General features: G+C 63.2%; 14 protein-coding genes and 1 pseudogene. 8 read left to right on the top strand and 7 right to left on the bottom strand.

All coding sequences use genetic code 11. The features are described 5' to 3' along the window. The first annotated feature begins 75 nt into the window (after positions 1-75). Both F784_RS0116135 and F784_RS26330 read left to right on the top strand, forming a co-directional pair. The gene (locus F784_RS0116135) at positions 76-852 is read left to right on the top strand and encodes a class I SAM-dependent methyltransferase (protein ID WP_019587760.1); all 777 of its coding nucleotides are present in this window, start codon (positions 76-78) and stop codon (positions 850-852) included. Between the two features lie 826 nt (positions 853-1,678). Further along, positions 1,679-2,047 carry a hypothetical protein gene (locus F784_RS26330; protein ID WP_019587759.1) on the top strand — a complete coding sequence of 123 codons (369 nt, stop codon included), beginning with the start codon at positions 1,679-1,681 and terminating at the stop codon, positions 2,045-2,047. A 366-nt stretch (positions 2,048-2,413) separates the two neighbouring features. On the opposite strand, the gene F784_RS0116125 is transcribed toward F784_RS26330, so the two are convergent. Beyond that, on the bottom strand, positions 2,414-3,202 hold the full coding sequence (locus tag F784_RS0116125) for a MerR family transcriptional regulator (RefSeq protein WP_019587758.1): 789 nt from the start codon (positions 3,200-3,202) through the stop codon (positions 2,414-2,416). A 587-nt stretch (positions 3,203-3,789) separates the two neighbouring features. Between F784_RS0116125 and F784_RS27885 the strand changes: the two are divergent. Together F784_RS27885 and F784_RS27260 are read left to right on the top strand one after the other, a co-directional pair. Beyond that, positions 3,790-4,176 (top strand): annotated as a pseudogene (locus F784_RS27885) (helix-turn-helix domain-containing protein); the annotation flags it as partial. 13 nt (positions 4,177-4,189) lie between these two features. Continuing rightward, positions 4,190-4,828 carry an IS630 family transposase gene (locus F784_RS27260; protein WP_157465320.1) on the top strand — a complete coding sequence of 213 codons (639 nt, stop codon included), beginning with the start codon at positions 4,190-4,192 and terminating at the stop codon, positions 4,826-4,828. Between the two features lie 639 nt (positions 4,829-5,467). Here the strand turns inward: F784_RS27260 and F784_RS0116105 are convergent. Then, the gene (locus F784_RS0116105; RefSeq protein ID WP_019587754.1) at positions 5,468-5,725 is read right to left on the bottom strand and encodes a DUF2630 family protein; all 258 of its coding nucleotides are present in this window, start codon (positions 5,723-5,725) and stop codon (positions 5,468-5,470) included. 162 nt (positions 5,726-5,887) lie between these two features. On the opposite strand from F784_RS0116105, the gene F784_RS26325 reads away from it, so the two are divergent. Further along, a complete protein-coding gene (locus F784_RS26325) occupies positions 5,888-6,151 on the top strand; it encodes a hypothetical protein (RefSeq protein ID WP_157465316.1) in 264 nt (87 codons plus the stop codon). Here the strand turns inward: F784_RS26325 and F784_RS23515 are convergent. Together F784_RS23515 and F784_RS0116095 are read right to left on the bottom strand one after the other, a co-directional pair. Beyond that, the gene (locus F784_RS23515) at positions 6,141-6,902 is read right to left on the bottom strand and encodes an alpha/beta fold hydrolase (protein ID WP_019587753.1); all 762 of its coding nucleotides are present in this window, start codon (positions 6,900-6,902) and stop codon (positions 6,141-6,143) included. The two genes, F784_RS26325 and F784_RS23515, sit on opposite strands and share 11 nt — an antisense overlap. Positions 6,903-7,535: 633 nt before the next feature. Further along, positions 7,536-7,784: an alpha/beta hydrolase gene (locus tag F784_RS0116095; protein WP_019587751.1), complete on the bottom strand. Its 249-nt coding sequence runs from the start codon at positions 7,782-7,784 to the stop codon at positions 7,536-7,538. A gap of 275 nt (positions 7,785-8,059) precedes the next feature. Between F784_RS0116095 and F784_RS0116090 the strand changes: the two genes are divergently transcribed. From F784_RS0116090 to F784_RS24750, 3 genes are all read left to right on the top strand, one after another. Next, positions 8,060-8,698 (top strand): redoxin domain-containing protein, encoded by a 639-nt coding sequence (locus F784_RS0116090; RefSeq protein WP_019587750.1) that lies wholly within the window; start codon positions 8,060-8,062, stop codon positions 8,696-8,698. Between the two features lie 74 nt (positions 8,699-8,772). Continuing rightward, positions 8,773-11,514 (top strand): winged helix-turn-helix domain-containing protein, encoded by a 2,742-nt coding sequence (locus F784_RS0116085; protein ID WP_019587749.1) that lies wholly within the window; start codon positions 8,773-8,775, stop codon positions 11,512-11,514. A gap of 170 nt (positions 11,515-11,684) precedes the next feature. Next, the gene (locus tag F784_RS24750) at positions 11,685-12,527 is read left to right on the top strand and encodes an alcohol dehydrogenase catalytic domain-containing protein (RefSeq protein WP_019587748.1); all 843 of its coding nucleotides are present in this window, start codon (positions 11,685-11,687) and stop codon (positions 12,525-12,527) included. Positions 12,528-13,302: 775 nt separating this feature from the next. Here F784_RS24750 and F784_RS0116075 read toward each other — a convergent pair. From F784_RS0116075 to F784_RS27880, 3 genes are all read right to left on the bottom strand, one after another. Then, a complete protein-coding gene (locus tag F784_RS0116075; RefSeq protein WP_019587747.1) occupies positions 13,303-16,083 on the bottom strand; it encodes a winged helix-turn-helix domain-containing protein in 2,781 nt (926 codons plus the stop codon). Positions 16,084-16,533: 450 nt separating this feature from the next. Continuing rightward, complete coding sequence (locus F784_RS23505) at positions 16,534-17,238, bottom strand: NAD(P)H-dependent flavin oxidoreductase (RefSeq protein ID WP_019587746.1); 705 nt, start codon at positions 17,236-17,238, stop codon at positions 16,534-16,536. Next, positions 17,199-17,525, bottom strand: coding sequence for a nitronate monooxygenase (locus F784_RS27880; protein WP_211211911.1), 327 nt, complete (start codon positions 17,523-17,525; stop codon positions 17,199-17,201). The genes F784_RS23505 and F784_RS27880 overlap by 40 nt, the downstream gene beginning before the upstream one ends. Positions 17,526-18,292 lie beyond the last annotated feature (767 nt).

Here is an 18,292-nt window from a genome sequence, read left to right as displayed (position 1 = left end):
CTCATCGACAGGTCGCTCCCTGAATCTGGGACGGGCGTGTCATCCTTTCAAAATGCCACGGGGACGGGAGCGCTCATGACCGAACAGCATAACCGCGACGCCTGGAACGCCATTGCCGCGCGGGGGGAGAGTCCTTACGCCCGCCCGGTCACGCCGGAGACGGTCGCGGCCGCCCGGCGGGGCGAGTGGACGGTGATGCTCACGGACACCAGGCCGCTTCCCCGGGCCTGGCTGCCCGACGTGCGGGGTCTTGATCTTCTCTGCCTCGCCTCGGGGGGTGGGCAGCAGGGTCCGGTCCTCGCCGCCGCCGGGGCGAACGTCACCGTCTTCGACCTGTCCGAGGCACAGCTGGCTCTCGACCGGGAGGTTGCCGAACGCGAGGGGCTCACCCTGCGGCTGGTGCAGGGCGGCATGACCGACCTCTCCGCCTTCGGGGACGCGAGCTTCGACGTGATCATCCACCCGGTGTCCAACCTGTTCGTGCCCGACGTGCGCCCGGTGTGGCGCGAGGCGTACCGCGTGCTGCGCTCCGGGGGAAGTCTGCTGGCGGGCTTTCTCAACCCGTCCATGTTCATCTTCGATCTGGACCACCTTGACGAGACGGGGGAACTGCGCGTGCGCTACAGCCTGCCGTATGTGGAAGAGGCGCACCTGTCCCCCGAGCAGTTGGAGGCGTACCGGCGGGAAGCCAGGCCCCTGCATTTCAGCCACACCCTCACGGAGCAGATCGCGGGTCAGATCGACGCGGGCTTCCTGATCGCTGGGCTTTACGAGGACGACCACGGCGTGAATGGGGATCTGCTGTCGAGTTACATACCGACCCAACTCGCCACTCGGGCTGTGAAACCATGAAATGAGACATGATCGCGGGACGGGGAACCTCACGGGGTTGACGCGACGGTGATTCTTTGACCGCCCTCACTGAAAGGACAGGCGGTCTGGAATGCTTTTCGGCAGATTGTGGCTTATCCGTCTCCATGTGCCCGTGGTTGGAGCTGGATAAGCTGTGAGGTCGAGCGGTGGCAGAGGAGTGAGACCGAATTAGTCGTTCTGCACGGTCTTTTTTTGTAAGCCTCACACCTCACATCTTGAAAGACCAGATGAGGCGAGAGCCAGGCGTAAACCGTCTGCGCTGTCCGCGCGGCACAGAGGCAGGGTCCCCGGGCGTACGCGTAGCCCCGCCCCACAGTGAGCTCCGCCAAGTGCTGGGCACGTACAGGAGTGATTGGGTAAACTGACATCTTGCAGTTTTGGAAAAGGCAGTCCAGAACGCGCTTTTGGCCCCATAGTGGGGTGTACGCCCAAAAGAGCTGCTTTCTAGACGGCTGTATTCTGACCTCCTGCCCTGCTTCGCCCGCAAGCAGCATCGGGAATCCTTCGAGGTCTTCCTCGATCTGATGTTGGATGGTTCCGATAGACCGCTCCCGGAACGCGCTCCCGTCAAGTCCCCCTCGGCCCTCAGCCGCTTTCTCAACCACGCGGCCTGGAACACTTGGCGAATATGTCGGGTGTCGTCAGCACGCTTGGGAGACGTTGCAGGCTTTCTGGCGACAGCAGCCCCACCAGCGCCGTCGGCTGGAACTGCTGGTGGACGTGACCAGCCTGGAAAAGACCGGCAAGTTCACTGAACTGGTTGACTGGGTCCCACTTACCACAGGGTCCGGGGGTCCACCTGGTCATGCTGTACCTGTGCTGTGGAGAACTCCGACTGCCCTGGGCTTTTCAGGTCTCGCGGGGGAAGGGCACGACCTCCCCCGCCCAGCTCGCCTTGCCGTTGCTCCGCACCGTCCCGGCCACGCTGCTGAAGGGGAACCGTCGGCCCCGTCTGCATGCGGACGGGGGCTTCGAGAGTGCCGAGTTTGTTTGGGGCATGCTGAGCCGGGGGCTGGACATCGTGGTCGGCGTACGCTGCACCCAGAAACTGGAGGGTGGGCAGCAGATACGTGACCTAATGGTGCGGGGGAGCCTGGTCAAGCCCACCGGACTTGACCAGGCCATGTGCGTCTCCTGGGTCTGGCTCTCCCACAACAAAGAGCCGGAGCAGTGATTCGTAATGTCCAATCTCGCCCTGGGGGCAAGTACCTCGCCCGTGTAGGGAAGCGCCGTTGGCGAATCGAGACCTTCTTGAAAACGGTTAAGGGGAGATGCGGCCCGGAACGCTTCGCCCAGCACGGCACGCCTGGGGTGATGCACTGGTGGTGCCTCTCCAGCCCGGCTTTTCTCCTCTGTCATTTCCAGAACCTCGACCTCATGCCGAGGGTGCCGGGAACGTGGCTGGATTGGGGCGGGCTGGCGAGAACCGTACGGTTCTCGTTCGTCCCGGAGGTCCGTCGTCGCGCACTCTAACTGGAGCTTGATACGCTGGACGCCTTCCGCGTACATCTCCTGCCCGTCGTACCAGGGCGGCGAGAGGTTAGTTGAGGAAGAAGGCGATATCTGTCTCGTACGCCTCAGGGTTCGGCGTGTCCGGGACGCTCTTCACGTAGAATTCAGCCGTTACCCCCGTGATGCTCAGGCCGCGCCGCAGTGCTTCTTCCACCACCACCGAGTAGGCTGCTCCCGTCTTGTCGTAAGGTCCCACAAACCGCCCGATGAAGGCCCTGCCACCCTCGAAGGTCCTCACCTCGATTCGCCCCTCGGACTCCACGTGACCGGCAACCGGCAGGCAGACCTCCAGCAGGCTTCCTTCCTCATGGTCGTCGTTGTGATGCACGAAGAAGCTCGGAGCCTCAATCGTGTAGCCTCGGGCCTTCTTGTAGCGCATCAGTTCTTGCAATGCTTCGGGAATTACCTCGTAATGAGGGGGTTGAAGACGTGTGCGGATGGTCAGGGTCTGAAGGGCGGGAAGCTGTTCGATGCGGTATTCCATGGGGTCCTCCTGAAGCAAGCGGTGCAGGTGTGTGAGCGACTGCTGGCGGGACTCGATCTCAGTTCTCAGCCGTTGCTTGTGACGAAGCAACACCTCCTTCGCATGATCGGGACGGTCGATCATCTGCCGGATCTCCTCCAGCGGCAGACCCAGTTGACGTAGGCGCCGTACCTGGACGGCCAGGTGAACCTGGCCGACGCTGTAGTACCGGTATCCGGTAGGCTCGTCGATATGATCAGGACGGAGCAGGTCGATCTCGTCGTAGTACCGCAACGTCTTCGGGGATAGGCCGGTGAGGACGGCAAACCGGGAGATGATCAGGCGGCCTCGCATGTGAGGACACGCTAAGCGTTCCAGCCACAGGAAGGTCAAGGGCTGTCCGGGGATCGACTGGAGGACGGCCCTCCCGTTGAGAAGGTGCCACACCTGTTCTGATACGGCACGCAGGCGCCTGCCCCAGTGGGGTTGCAGTGCCTGTCAGAGAGTGTTTTCGCCACCTGGCCTCGAACTGCGAGATGTCAGCCAAGCCTCCCATGGGAGGGAGAGACCCTCTGCATTGTTGCCTGCCTCCAACGCCCGCCCGTCCACCTCAACGACTGTGGAGGCGCGGAGTGCCGTCTTCAGGAAGCTGGAGGGCTGACAGCGGCAGGGGATGGTGCCCGAGGGGTTTGCCAACACAGGGCTGGAACCTCTTCGAAGGTTCTTCCTGACCATAGCTCCAGTGTCATGCAGCTGCGGGGGGACAAGGGGCAATCGAAAAGGCTGCTTGTTGGGACAAGCCGTGGGGTTGGCGTTGGGATCACCATCCCCAGTCAAAGGTTGAGCTGGAGAGTGTGGTCTCCAAGTACACCTCCGGAAGTTGTGCGGGGTGTACGGTGGGGTTCTCGCCGTACCGAGGAGGTTGAGATGCACCCCTTCGGTTGCCGCCCCCATCTGCCGAACAGCTTGAGGAACTTGATCACCTGTCCCGTACGGGGGAGGGCCATCTCCGCATTCGAGCCCTGATCGTCCTGCTGTCGGCAGAGCAGCAGCGGAAGGTGGCCGAGATTGCCGTACTGGTGCGGTACGACGAGGAAACGGTTCGCCGCTGGTTGCCCCGTTACGTCGCCGAGGGAATTCAGGGCTTGGCGGATGCTCCCCGGTCCGGTGCTCCGCCCACAGTGACAGCCGAATACCGTGAGAAGCCGTTGAGCGTGGTTCGCCAGCGGCCACGCGCGCTGGATCTGCCGTTCTCGCTGTGGACGGGATGGCGCTTGGCCGACTCTCTGGCGGAACTGATCGGAATCCGTCTGAGTGCCGTGAGCGTCTACCGCTTGCTGCATCAGGGGGAATCCACTTCAACCGACCTCAACACACCATCACCAGCCCAGATCCCGAATACACCGTCAAAAAAAAGCGGTTGGGGAGACCCGCGACCAATTGAAGCCCGGGGAGGTCTTCTACTACGCCGACGAGTTCAACATCAGTTGGTTGCCGACCTTATGGGCGGTGTGGAGCCGCATGGGTCAGCAGGTGATGGTCCCGACACCGGCGCAGCCGGTACGCCGGTATGGGATTGGGGCCGTGGACTATCACACGGGGGAGACGGTCGTGTTGACCCGGACACGAAAACGGCGCCAGGAGATTGCCGAGCTTCTCCAGCAACTGCTGGAGAAGCATCCCCACGAACGGATTTATGTTGCCTGGGACAACGCCAGTACCCGTCAGGACGAGGAAATCGAGGCTGTCGTCAGAGGCGCGGCTGGTCGCTTGGTCTTGCTGTACTTGCCCACCTACAGCCCCTGGCAGGGCCCCATCGAGATGTTATGGCGGCACTTCCGCCGGGAAGTCACCCACTGCGAGTTGTTCGAGAACATCGAGGCGTTGCTGACCGCCTTCCGGGCCTTCTTTGAGCGCTACAACCAGCTACCCGGCGGCGTTCGGTCCATCATCGGTTCCCATCCCGCACAACTTCCGTAGTTGTACTTAGTGGTCTGATACAGAGGAAGCTTTGGTAGAAAGATCTCGATCATGAGAACGAATACTACGCTGGCCACGTAAGACCAAAATAGATACTCCCAGCAAGACTACCAAAGTATCCCTGAATCAGACCACTGGGAGGGCAGGGGCAGGACTTAGTCTCGGTGTGAGTGCGGATGTACCGCAGGTGGATCACTCGCGGGGAACGATTCTTCCTCCGCCTCATCAAGAGTGTCCTCCCCACGCTGCATGATGTCCTCCGGTGCCTTAGGTAATTCGCCGGATGGCTCTGAGTCTGGGACGGCTCCTTGGCCGTCACCCTCGGCTGCATTGCTATGCCCGAAGTTTCTAAGGTCCTCCAGCATCCGGTCGACCTGTGGATGTTCAGCTTCCTGCGATTGGCCTGCTGGAGGAACGCTCTGGTCATTCATGTGCGCCTCCTCGCCCAGAGGTGATCTGGTTGTGCGGATAATTTACCTGGAGAATCGGTTCGGGGAAGGCGTACGAGGGCAGGCGAAGCTACAGATTGCGTTTACCGTTGCGCCGGGTCATTGAACGTTCGGCTTGAGTGCACCCTCCGGGAAGGTGGATATCTCAAGTTCCGGTCGGGATATTCTCGGACATGGCTTGAAGGGCCCCCTACTCCTGCCCGAACGTCTTCGTGTAGTGCTCGACCACCTCTGCTGAACGTTCCTCGGCGTCATCCGGGTTCTGGCCAGCGCGCCTGCGGGCCCGACGTTGGCGGAGCAGGTCCCATAAGATGTCCAGTCGGGTATGAAGCGCCTCCAGCCGAGTTTGCTCTCGGGCATTCAATTGACGCCCAGCACCCGCTGTCCACAGTTGATGCTCCTCGTTGATCAGCTCACTAATCTGCCCCAGTACCTCTTGGTCTGTCATTCGGTTCGCTCCTCATCAAGGCGCGGAACATCATTGAAAAGAGGGTGACCTCCCCAACATCCCGGACCTACAGTGGGTGTTCAAGTTCTGCCGTAGCCTTGCGCCTCACGAGGTACCCTGGCGCAACAGTTTGTGAGGGGAACTATGCAAGAGAGGGAACATTTGCTGACCCTGAAGTTCCACGTTCTGCACATTACTCAGGCGTTGGTGGAGCACCCAGGACTTAATGAGGTGCTGCAAAGTGGTCTGAAGCGAAAATTGACCCTCATTGGGGCGGCTCCACCCGGATTCGGCAACACCACCCTGGTCTTTGTTGAGGGTAGCGAGGCAGATCAGCGTTTGACCTGTCGCGAGCAACTGGAGGCCGGTGGACCGGACGGACACGAATGCGAACTTGGAATGAAGAGCGTGACGTCTAGCCTGTAGTTTGGGCCGCCATGGTTGGGGCTGTCACGGTCTGCGCCGCCCGCAGGATCATGGCCGCCACCGTACCGGGGTGCGAAACCCCGGCCACGTGGGAAGCGCCCTTGACCTCGACCGTTTCCCTGGCCTTGGCCCGCCCGGCCATGAAGCGGTGGGCTGCGGGCGGAATGTTCTTGTCGAGTTCCCCGAAGATGAACCACGACGGAATGGCCTTCCACGCCGGATTGGGGCCCGCCTTCTCAGTGAACGCCCGGTCCACGATGGGCCGCTGGGTGACGGCCATCTGCGCCGCCTGGGCTTCCGGCACGTCCGCGCAGAACTGCGCGCGGTAATCGGTCTGCTTGATGTACAGGTCGTTGGTCCCGTCGCCCAGGGGGATCGGCGGGGCGAGCGTCGGCACGAGGGTGCTGCCCGGGAAGCGCGCGGTCAAGTCGCCTGGGGTCTCACCCTGTTCGGGCGCGAAGGCATCGACGTAGACGAGGGCCTTCACCTTGGACGCGTCCGAGACCGCGGCGGTGATCACCGCACCGCCGTAGGAGTGGCCCACCAGCACGACGGAACCCTGGACGGTTTTCAGGAAGCCAGCGAGGTAGTCCGAGTCGTACTTGACACCCCGCAGGGGGTTGGCAAGGGCCACGGCCGGGTAACCGGCGCCCAGCAGCGTACTCACGACGTCATTCCAACTGGCCGATTCGGCGAACGCGCCGTGGACGAGGACGACGGTGGGCTTGTCGGTTGCGGTGTTCTGGGTCATGGCGTTCCTCCGTGCGGTAGTGTTCGCGGAGTGTGCGTTGACGAGACCTGAGGCTCTGCTCAGGTACAGCGCGGCGAGCGACATGGCCGAGGTTTGCAGCATCTGACGGCGTGAAAGCCCTTTGTCAGGTGGTGTCATGACGATACCCTCCGTGTAGTGACCATGGCTGATGGAGCCGAAGGACTGTCCGGCGCAGTCTTTGTTGCTGTGAAGCAAGGTGGTCCAGAATCGAACCAGGCCTAGGGGCACCGGCAAGCGCTCGTGCCCTCCGGTAAGGTCTCGCAACGCGTCCCCTCCGCTCCACAGGGGTAAGGTGGGCGCGCATCGTCGAAGAGCCACAGGAAAGGGCTTGTCGAACCTCTCCTTCCGTGTTGAGCTGTATTGGACTTATCCGGGCCAACCCAAGCGATGGCTCCTGTACCGGAACCCGGAGCTCATGATTGCGGAGTGCGGCGTGGAAGAGCCCCTGGGAGCCAGGGAGAGGTCCCTTTGACCGCCCCGCCCTCACTGAGCGCACAGCCGAGGCCGACAGCGGGGGGGAACGGCACCAAGGTTTTCCTGGGAAGACAAGGGACATTATGGCCGTGCCCACCCGACCTCTTGACCAGGACTGAATGTGGGGAGTGGCTGGGGTCACTGAAGCGCTCGTTTCATGGCTGCGCCAGCCTGCCGGACGGCTTCCCGCTGGGCAGGCGTTTCCCTCAAGGCGTTCAGCCTCATGAAGTCGTGAATGGTGCCGAGGTACCGAACCATCGTGGTGCGTACGCCCGCTGCTGCAAGTTGGCGTGCATAAGCGAGTGCATCAATGAACTGCTGTGTGGTGCTCTCCAAGGGCCTGAGTTGCGCGTTAGAGCGGGCTTCAGTCTGGATGCTGGACGTCATGCTCAGCTCCTCTCGTCAGTGGCGCGGTCGGCCCCGCTACACGAGGCTCAACGTCACCGTAAAGATGAAGAGAGGCGCACGTCTAATACATGATTTTGTGGAAGATAGACGGAAACAGCATGACTCATCCGGACCCGACCGCTTGTCGTTAGCCTGCTGTTACAGATAGCCCATCATGACAGCTCCTCTTCGCTTTACTGGCCCTCCCTTGAAAAGGCATAGCACTGAGTCGTTGCTCCGGAAGGGACCCGCGTTCAGGAAGACCAGGAGGGAATATGCGCGAGGACATCCAGCCAGGAGCAATCTTTCCCGACTACGAGCTGCCCGACCAGACCGGGGTGAAGCGCAAGCTCTCCTTCCTGCAGGGCCGTGACCCCATGATCCTGATGCTGGGCCGGGGCGTGTACTGCCCCAAGGACCGCCAGCAGCTCATGGAACTCGTCCGCTTCTCCGCCCAGTGTGATGTGGGCTTCACCCGCATCGTGACCATCACGGCCGAGAGCCTGATCCTCAGCAACGACCTGCGGCTGGGGGTGGGCGCCCACTGGCCCTTCCTGCACGACCCGGAGCGCATCTTGCAGCAGGACCTGGGCATCCAGGAGTACACCGACCCGCACAACAACCCGATGATCCCGCACACTTTCGTGCTGGAACCGGGGCTGAGGATCTACAAGATCTACAACGGGTACTGGTACTGGGGCCGGCCCTCGACGGCGGAGTTGCACCAGGATTTGCGGAGCATCACCCAGCGCATCCGGCCGGACTACCAGATCGACACGCCGGAGATGCGGGCGAAGTGGGAGCGGGGGGAGAAGGCGGACTTCTATCCGTACGGGCAGAGCATGCGCCAGGTCTTCATCCGCATGGCCGGGGCCGTCGCCCAGTTCGACGACTCTGAGCCTATTCGACCGTAGGTTGATATGCACATGCCCTCGGGTACGGCCAGCACACCACCGGGAGGGCACGTGGGGCAACCCGTAAGGCCAGTATGTTCAAGTTAGAACCTCTACTGGACGTGAAGCTCCGCGCGCCGAGGGTGGCGTCACCGACCGTGCCGCGCCTGCGACTCATCGAGCAGTTGTGCGAGGGGCTAGACCGGAAGTTGACGTTGATCAAGGCACCGCCTGGCTTTGGGAAAACCACCGCTGCTTCCGCCTGGGCGGAAGCATTGCACGACCGTCTGGACGCCCGCCCAACCCGCGTCGTGTGGGTGTCTCTCGACGAGTACGACAACAATCCCGTGCAGTTCTGGCGGTACGCACTGACGGCCATCGACCGTTGTCTGCCGGGAAGAGCCGCTCGAGCCCTGGAAGTACTCACCCGGTCCGCGTACCCACCCCTTGAGGACATCCTGACGCTGCTGATCAACGCAGTCATCCATGAGAATCAACGGGTGGTGCTGATGCTCGACGATTACCACCACGTCACGGACCCGGTCACCACCCGGTCGCTGGCGTTCTTGCTCGAGCATTTGCCCCTGTCATTGCATCTCGCGCTGCTTACTCGCGCGGAACCGTCCTTCTCGCTCGCACGGCTCAGAGCGAACCGACACGTCAACGAGCTCGGACTCGAGGACTTGCGCTGCACGCCGCAGGAAACGCAGGCGCTGCTCGAGTGCGTTTCTGGCCAGCCAATTGACCCAGCCACCGCTCATGAGCTTCACTTGCGGACTGAGGGCTGGCCGGTGGGTCTTCAACTGCTGGCGATTTCATTGCAAGGTCGGCGTGAAGTTGCCGAGGTGCTCAAGGACCTCCGCGGTTCGCACCACAATGTGTTCACTTACCTGATGGATGAGGTGCTCCGGCAACAACCCGGGGAGGTACAACATTTCCTGCTGCACTCCGCGTTGCTCGAATGCCTCAGCGCTCCACTGTGCGACGCCGTGCTGGAACGCCACGACAGCGAGCGCATGCTGAACGAACTGGAACGCAACCAGCTGTTCCTGCTCGCCTTGGATGGGCAGCGCGCCTGGTTTCGCTACCACACCTTGTTCCGGGAGGCGTTGCTGAGCCGGTTGAACCAACAACCGGCAGTGCTCCACCAGGCGCTGCACGACCGGGCCAGCCTCTGGTTTGCCGAACACGGCGACACGTTCTCGGCCGTGGCTCATGCCCTGCAGGCGGGGCGTTTCGAGCGCGCCGTGGCCTTGCTCGCGACCGTACCTGCACCACAACTTATGGAGTCCTCGTTGATGCCCAAGCTGCTCCGGTGGTTTGAGCAGATCCCAACGGACCTGATCTTCAGCCACAACGCACTGTGGTGTCCGTACGTGAACGCCCTGATTTACAGCGGCCAGCATCATGCCGTGCGGACCTGGCTGCGCACGCTGGAAGACCGCGTAAAGTCTCTGCAACAGCATTCCGGCCTCCCCATGATGACTGCCGAGGACCGGGGCCTGACCCTGGGGTTCATCGCCGCATACCAAGCGATCCTGGCCGGCCTTGCCGGGGATGAACCACGGACCCGGGCGTTGGCGGACGAAGCTTCACGCCTGCTGCCCGAGGAGGGCTTTCCGAACCGCACCCTGGCCGTGTACGCCCACAGCCTGGCAGCCCTGATCAACGGCCAGTTGCTGCTCGCGCACGGCCTGTCCACTCGTGCAGCGCTCATGGCGGAGCAGAACGGGCAGATCGGAGTTGGGCTGCTGTTCAACCTGACTGCGGCGCTCTACCGGTACATGAGCGGTCAACCGCGAGATGCGTGGCGTTTCCTGGAGGATTTGGCGCGCCCGGGCATGCCACCTCTCAACGTCGCTTCCGTTGGGTACTCCAGTGTGCTCCGGGGCCTGCTGCTGTTGGAACGAAACGAGCTGGACGCTGCGCTCGAGGCAGTGGAGCAGGGGATTCACCTGGCCGAGCACCGCTGCTACACCAGCGTCGCGGAATTCGGCTTGGTCGTGCTTGCGCATGTGCAGGTCGCGCGCGGCGAGTATGACTCCGCGAGCCTCGTTATCGAGCGCATCTCGCAGATCGCGGGCCACCGGGTTAGCACGTTTCAGCACACGTTGTGGCTGACCCCCCTGCAAGTTCGCCTGTGGCTCCTGACCGGCCAGTTGTCCACCGCGCGAATATGGGCGGACAGCCAGGAACGGGCCCCGCATCCCACATCCGTGATGGTCCGCGAACGCCTTGATCTCACTCGGGCGCGGGTCCTGCTGGCTCTCCACCAGCCTGAACGTGTGCTGGACCTGCTCGAACCGGTCGTGACTCACGCCGTTCAGCAGGGCCGAGGAGAGCATGTGCTGGAGGCGCGCATGCTTCAAGCCGGGGCACACCACCAGCGCGGCGCCCTCCCAGATGCACTTGATGCAGTGACGCTGGCCGTCCGACAAGGCGAGCCTCAGGGATACGTCCGCCGATTCCTGAACGAAGGATCGGGCATGGCCGAACTGCTCGCGCTCCTGCAGCGGGAGCGCGCCCGGGACGTCCCAGCGGCGTACCTCACGGCACTGCTGGGAGCCTTCCAGCCGACGACACCGACTCCAGCCCCGGCAAGCCCGGAGATGCACGTCGGGGCGCATCATCCCCTCCCCCTGACTGCCCGTGAAATGGACGTCCTCGCCTTGTTGGCGCGCGGACTGTCGAACGACGACATCGCCCGTCACCTTGACCTGAGCCTCCACACCGTGAAAAGTCATGTGCACAACCTGTCGTCCAAGCTCCATTCCAAGAACCGAACGCAAACGGTGGCCAAGGCTCGCAGCCTTGGTTACATCCCCCCGGAGCCCTGATAGAAAACCGTCCACCGAGTAACGCGTGTACCGCAGTTGGTTCACCCATTGGTATGACCCGACGAACCGACCATTCAACCTTTCGCCCGATGACAGCAGTGAGTGTTCAAGCGCACCGTATTGGAGAGGAGGTGAGCGGTTTAGCATGAGGCGGACCGTTACCGGCAGTGATGAAGGCCATGGTGATTCGTAAGTTCGGGGGGCCGGAAGTGCTTCACCTGGAGCGGCGCTCCAGGCCCAAACCCGCCCCGCACGAGGTGCTCGTGCGTGTCCAGGCGGCGGATGTGAACGCCGTGGACTGCGCGACGCGCCGAGGGTTCGGTTCAGGGGCCGCGGTGCTGACGTTTCCGGCCATCCTCGGGTGGGCGTTCTCAGGCGTGGTCGACACCCTGGGCGTGAACGTCACGCGTTTCCGCCGGGGCGACCTCGTGTACGGCATGGCTGGCTCTCCGCAGAGATCTGGGGCGTACGCGGAGTACATCAGCGTCCCCATGCTGGACGTGGCATTCAAACCCAGGAACATCTCCCACGCCGCGGCCGCTACTGTTCCCGCCGAAGCGCTCGCCGTCATACAGGGCTTGGATACCTTGCACCTCAACCCCGGAGCGCACCTGGCGATCATCTCGACATCGGCCCGTGTCGTCACCCTCGCCGCGCTCCTCGCTGGCGAGCAGGGTCTTCGCGTCGTCGGCCCGGCTGAGGGGGGCTTGATGTTGGACGGCGCGCTCCTGATCGGAGGAGGTTCCCTTGAACCCACGCTTCGCGTTTTGAAGCCCGGCGCGCGCATCGTGGAGCTCTTGAACGGCCTTTCGTCCGGTCCACCGCACCCGCAGGTCACTTCCCTTCAGATTCACCCTGGTGGCTTTCAACTGGAATATGTGACGCAACTGATCGAGCAGGGACTATGGCAAGTCGACGTGGACGAAACGTTTCCCCTCGCTGCCGCAGTGCAGGCGCACCGACTGCATGAACAACAGCCCTCAGCCCTCAACATTGCCCTTACCATCTCCTGACGCGGCCCCGGCAACCTCTCGCAACGCAGCAGGCCGATGTTCCAGCTCCATCCCGGTATCAAACTCGGCGCCTCGCTTGGGTCCTCGATCGTTTCGATGAAGCGCAGTCGCTCCGAGCGCACTCCACTAGGAGAAAGGCTGACTCACATGTCCCGGTCCTGTCGCTCTCCGCCGAACTTTCGGCCGGGTGGATGCAAAACCAACAGTTCGCTGGCCCTCGCAAGGTCGGTGCCGTACTGGGAGGACCTCGATTTTGCGGCACTTCCGTGATCTCGGTGCAGCTCCTGACACGGTGTGCCCGACCTAGGAGAAAGCGTCCTGGAGCGCTTCCTTCCGACCTCGACATACGCCCGTGAGCCGTTCGCCTATGGGGATGGGGGGCCGTGTGGAGGGCATGGCCAACACGGTGAAAGGTGTGAAGTGCCAGCTGGAGGGGTGGGGATCGCTCGAGATCCTGCGCCGGTACGTCCCGTTCGCCGCCGCACCGGCTGCATCGAGATCGCGGACGAGCCGCATAACCGGGGCAAGCTCATCTGACGCGGAAATCAGTCCCGGGCGTTTCGTGCCCGGCCGGAAGCGGTTGAGCTGCGACTCAACCATCAGCTCGAACGCTGGAGAAATCGACACTGCCCAGATTGAGTTGGCAGAACGCTTCATGCTGACCGGGAAAGTCCGCGTGAAGCGTTCCAAGAGCGTGCCTCGCGGCTCGAATCAAGCCCCTCGCTCGACGTGCGCAATGGGTATGCCAGCGGTCGGCTTCACCGAGCTTGACCCTTCAGCGGCCCATCCCGACGCTTCCATCACCGTGGTCGAGCAGTTGCAACTGTTGAGCGCGCGCGACGGCCTGGGTACGGTTGCGCGCGTCCAGCTTCAGCAAGACGTTACTGACATGCGTCTTCACGGTCGGAAGCGAAATGTCCAGCTCATGGGCAATGTCCTCATTGGTCATTCCACGTCCCAGCAAGCGAAGCACGTCTATTTCGCGCAGGCTCAAGCTGCCGCTCGCGGCCTGATTCTGTGAGCGTTTGGCATGGAACCCCCGCGGATCTTCGTTCGTGCTCGCCAGGTTCTCGGCGGGTGCGGGAGCGAAGTTCGAGATCAGCGTGGAGAGGTACTCCAAGTCGAGGTTCTCCGGTCGCCGGTCACGAAGTTCCATGAGCAGGTCGCGCATGACCGGCCCTTCATCCAGGAACAGCTGCACGTGGTGGTTCGGCGTGTCCAATTGGACTGCCTGGAACGTGGTGTTCAGCGCTGATTGGCGGTCACCTCGTTGCTGCTGGGCAACCGCACTCAGCAGCAGCATCTCCAACGCATTGTGCCCCCGTTGCTCCTCCAGGGCGCCCGGAAGGTACCCTGCAAGGAGCTGCACCGCGTCGTCCGGTGCTCCGCTGGTCACGAGGTAGCGGGCCTTCGCCACATCATCGCACTCGCGTTCATAAAGTGCGGAGGAAGCGGGGTTCTCGTCCAACTCGCGACACCACAGCCGCGCACGGTCATGCATGCCCGTCGCCAACCACAGCTTCATACGGGTGCTGCTGAGGTAAACCGCCTGGAAGCGCCGACTGCCTCTTAACGGTGCGGTCGCGAGCGCCAGGTCCATCGCGTTGACCGCAGCCGCAAAGTCGCCGCGGGCCAGGTGGGACGCCGTGAGGAACGCGTAACCCAGGGCGGCCGCCGGGTCGATTTCACTTTGTTCGGACAGCGTCACGGCCTGTTCGGCCAGCTTGATCGCCTCGTCCAGTCGATGCCACTCGTGCAGGATCTTCGCCTGGTAGACGTAGCAGTACGCGGCGGGCGCGACGGGTGGATCGTTGGGGCGCATCATGCGCGCCGACGCATGGTCGAGCATCCTCCATGCCTCGTGCAATCGCCCTTCCCAGATGCGGTACACCGAGAAGGTGCTGGTGATTTTGAACCAGTTCCACTCCTGTCCCAGCCCCAGCATCAGTTGCGCGGCCTGATCCCCGTACGCTTGGGCCACGAGCACGTGCCCGTCGTACATCTCCGCGATGCTGGTGGCGTTGTAGGCCAGCACACGTTCGTCGTCGGCACCTTCGGGCAGCAGCGTCAAGGCGTCCTGCACGAGCGCCTTCGCCTGGGACGGATCGCCGAGCAGCGCCACGACGGACGCGCGGGCCGCATTCAAATAGCCGAGCGTTGCTTGGCGCTGTGCTTCGGGCACGCCCTGCAGGGCGGTGCTGCCGCTGGGCGTTCGTAGCCGTTCGCTCAGCACACGGTGCCACTCGTCCAGGCCCGCGAGTTGACCCGTGTAGTGCAGCGCGGCCATCTGCACGCCCCACAGGGCGACCCGCTCGTAAACCACGTCGCGCGGGAGTTGATCCAGCCAGCCCGCGACCATGGGACTCAGCGCCGCGTTCAACGTCAGTTCAGGGGGCATTTCGGTGATCAGGTCGGCGGCCCGGAGCGTATCGCCAGCTTCCAGCGCGTGCTTCACCGCGGAAATTCCATCCCCATGCGTCCGGTACCACTCGCTGGCGCGAAGATGCAGTTCGCGGTACTGCGCGGGGTCGTCGCGTCGCAAGCGCGTGCGCAACGCCTCCACGAACAGGTGATGGTAACGGAACCACTCGTGGCGCTCGTCCAGGGCGAACAGGAACAGGTTCTCGCGTTCCACGGTGTCCAGCAGTTGCTCGCTGTCCTCGCGCTGCAGCACGGCGTCACAGAGCTCTGCAGTCATACGCTCGAGGATGGAAGTGCCCAGCAAGAACGTCTTGACGTCCGGGGGTTGCAGCCGTAGAACCTCATCCGTGAGGTAGTCCACGACGTATCGGTGAGATCCTCGCAGTTCGTTCAGCAAATGGGCTGTCTCCGGGCGCCCCTGCATCGAAAGCGCGAACAACTGCAAGCCGACCAGCCATCCTTCCGTTCGCCGGTTCAATTCAGCTACGAAGTGCGCCGGTAGTTCAGACCGCATCACCACGCGCAGAAACTCGGCCGCTTCGTCCTCTGTACAGCGCAAATCGTTCACGCCGATCTCGTTCAACTGCCGGTTCGCCAAAAGACGCGCGGTGGAAAAGGCCGGGGCGCTGCGTGTCAGCAGGACCAGGTGGAGGTTGCGTGGCTGGTGGTCGAGCAGGAAGGACATGGACCGGTTCACCACCGGGTCGTCCATCTGATGGTAGTCGTCGAGAATCAGCACGAACGGCTCGTCAACCGCTTCGAGCTCATTGACCAACGACGCGATGATGTAGTTGATAGGGGCCTGCGCTTCCAGCGCGCGCTGTGCTGGCGCCACACGCTCCTGGATTACCTGCTCCAATGCTGAGAGGACGTAGCGCCAGAAGCGCAGCACCTGGTTGTCGGAAGCCTCCAGGGAGACCCAAACCACCTTGACGCGTGGCTCGTGGTGGGCCCGAGCAGCAGCCCACGAGGCCACCAGGGTGGTCTTGCCGTACCCGGCTGGTGCCCGCACCACGGTGAGCTGGCGGTCAAGGCCGCCTTCAAGTCGAGCGGTGAGCCGCGCCCGGGGCACCTGACGCTGTGCAGTGCGGGGCAGGTGGTACTTGGTGGCCAGCAGTTGCTCCTGCTCGAACATGCTTGTTCCTCCCTGTTGGATGGCAGCAGGTCCCACCAGTGTCACGTCACGGATGTCGCCGCGCGATCGACCTCACTGCCGCTGACCGTTCCGCGTCAAACGCACGAGAGCGAAGGGCCCGGGCAACTTCACGGTGGAAGGATGCCAGTTGAGGGCTCTCCATGGTCAGCGCTGCGCATGCCGGGGCCACCACGGTGCATTGCAGCCTTATTTGCAAAGGAGGCTGTTGGTGAAAGTGCGTCGTCATCCCTTCCTCCTTTTATTCGACAGCGATGGCGCGAGGGAGCTCATCATGACAGACCTGCCCAGATAGCGCACGAATCAAACTGGAGCGGGCAAGCGAGCCTTGGGCCACATGACGTCCCCAGCGTGGGACGAGAGCGGTCCTCGGGATGGCCTGAATGACGCTCGTCGTGGCCTCAAAACGGGCACAAGGAGTCCGGTGCGCTGTCAGCCGGTCCACCAGGCCCCGATGAACTCCCGCCCCACCTCGCTGGCGAGAGAGCTGCGCAGGCCCTGCGCGTTCTGCTCACACCACAGCGGCGTGAAGTCGTCACGCCCCCGCGCCTCAGCCGCCGCACGTAGGGGCGACAGGGCGGCTGAGGCCAGTGGAAAGTCCGGTGCGACCTCGCTGATGGAACCCAACTCGTGCACCGCACGGTAGACGCTGCCGCGCGCCAGACGACCTGAGAACACGTTGGTCAGCGCCGTGAGTCGTGAAGTCAGCGACGTCAGGGCTGTTCGGTACACCTCACTCGTGGTGGCCTCGTCCGCGCAGAGGAAGGCCCTGCCCAGCTGAACAGTTGAGGCGCCGAACGCCTTGGCGGCCGCGGCACCCTGCTCGTCGACGATGCCGCCCGCAGCGATCACGGGAGCCTGGACAGCGCGCACGACCTGCGGCAGCAGCGCGAACGTGCCAATTTGAGTGTTGACGTTACGGTCGAGGAACATCCCGCGGCGCCCCCCTGCCTCGAACCCCTGCGCGATCACGGCGTCCACTCCTCGCGCTTCCAGCCAGAGCGCCTCCTCGACCGTGGTTGCTGAGGAGAACACCAGACTGCCCCAGCTTTTCACGCGGGCCAGCAGGTGGGGTGACGGGAGGCCAAAGTGGAAGCTCACGACCTGCGGCCGCGTGGTTTCGAGCACGTCCGCCATGTCCGGCCCGAACGGTCGCCGAAGGGGCCCGGCTGGTGGCTCGGCGGTGAGGCCGAACTCCCGGTAGTAGGGCGCGGGCGTGGCTCGCCACGCCGCCTCACGTGCTGCGTCGGGCTCGGCAACACGTGGCAGAAGAAGTTGACGTTCAGGGGGCCACCACTCAGGGTGTAAAACGCACGGAGTTCACGTTCCAGCCCACCCGTGTCCAGCAGGGCGGCAGGAAGGGACCCGAGTGCACCAGCGTTGCTGACCGCCGCGGCGAGCCGGTGGTCCTGTACGCCCGCCATGAGAGCCTAGATGACGGGCGCGGCAAGACCAAGGGCGTGTTGCAGGTCGAGCATGGTCTCATGCTACCCACCGCTGCGGCCGACGAACGAGCGTGGGGTATGCGGTCGGCGTCGCCATGCCCTGGTGATGTTCGGCTTGCGCGGCGGAAGCGTCACTCTTGGGCTCGTGCTGCATCACCCCGGCACCCATCGGACGCCATGTGGGAGCCAGCCCTCATGCGAAACGTGTCTATTTCGCAACACGAGCAGAATTGGACGACGCGCGCGTGGAGCAGCTACTGTGCGGTTGAGACCGGAAACTGCACGCAGGTCACGGACGTTCCGCCGCTCACCAGTGCCAACCGTACTGATCTGGCAAGGGCGCCTCATCGTTGCCAGGAGTTGTGGCGCATCCGAACGATCACGCTTTTCCGGCCTTGAAGGATGCCTCGTTGTCCCGCCTGCGGCGACCCGCCGTGAATTCGACTGGGAAAGGAGGTGGTGCATGGACCGGAAGGTCCAGTGGGATGCGGTCCACGGCGTACCCACTATCACGACCGCCATTGATGGCCTGGAAACCTGGTTCCAGTTCAGCAGGAGGACACACTCCGCGGTGTGATCGGCGCGTCCCTGCGAGACGGATGGTCGGCCCGGTTCTCCACGAATCACGCCAAGTTGACCTCGAGCCTTGACCGGATTGAACCTGGCGATGGTGAGCAGAAGCTGGTGGCACCGTACCTGCCTGGCGTTGCGGTGGTTGTCATCCCCTGCGCGTCCGCGTTCATGCT

This window comes from Deinococcus apachensis DSM 19763 (genome assembly GCF_000381345.1).
Lineage (GTDB): Bacteria > Deinococcota > Deinococci > Deinococcales > Deinococcaceae > Deinococcus > Deinococcus apachensis.
Note: the sequence above shows the minus strand (reverse complement) of the source record. Positions and strands in the feature narration are given on the sequence as shown.

Coding starts and splice junctions, on each gene's coding strand:
- F784_RS0116135 (WP_019587760.1), top strand. CDS start 76: ATGACCGAACAGCATAACCGCGACGCCTGGAACGCCATTGCCGCGCGG.
- F784_RS26330 (WP_019587759.1), top strand. CDS start 1,679: ATGCTGTACCTGTGCTGTGGAGAACTCCGACTGCCCTGGGCTTTTCAG.
- F784_RS0116125 (WP_019587758.1), bottom strand. CDS start 3,202: ATGCGAGGCCGCCTGATCATCTCCCGGTTTGCCGTCCTCACCGGCCTA.
- F784_RS0116105 (WP_019587754.1), bottom strand. CDS start 5,725: ATGACAGACCAAGAGGTACTGGGGCAGATTAGTGAGCTGATCAACGAG.
- F784_RS23515 (WP_019587753.1), bottom strand. CDS start 6,902: ATGACCCAGAACACCGCAACCGACAAGCCCACCGTCGTCCTCGTCCAC.
- F784_RS0116095 (WP_019587751.1), bottom strand. CDS start 7,784: ATGACGTCCAGCATCCAGACTGAAGCCCGCTCTAACGCGCAACTCAGG.
- F784_RS0116090 (WP_019587750.1), top strand. CDS start 8,060: ATGCGCGAGGACATCCAGCCAGGAGCAATCTTTCCCGACTACGAGCTG.
- F784_RS0116085 (WP_019587749.1), top strand. CDS start 8,773: ATGTTCAAGTTAGAACCTCTACTGGACGTGAAGCTCCGCGCGCCGAGG.
- F784_RS24750 (WP_019587748.1), top strand. CDS start 11,685: ATGAAGGCCATGGTGATTCGTAAGTTCGGGGGGCCGGAAGTGCTTCAC.
- F784_RS0116075 (WP_019587747.1), bottom strand. CDS start 16,083: ATGTTCGAGCAGGAGCAACTGCTGGCCACCAAGTACCACCTGCCCCGC.
- F784_RS23505 (WP_019587746.1), bottom strand. CDS start 17,238: ATGGCGGACGTGCTCGAAACCACGCGGCCGCAGGTCGTGAGCTTCCAC.
- F784_RS27880 (WP_211211911.1), bottom strand. CDS start 17,525: ATGGCGGGCGTACAGGACCACCGGCTCGCCGCGGCGGTCAGCAACGCT.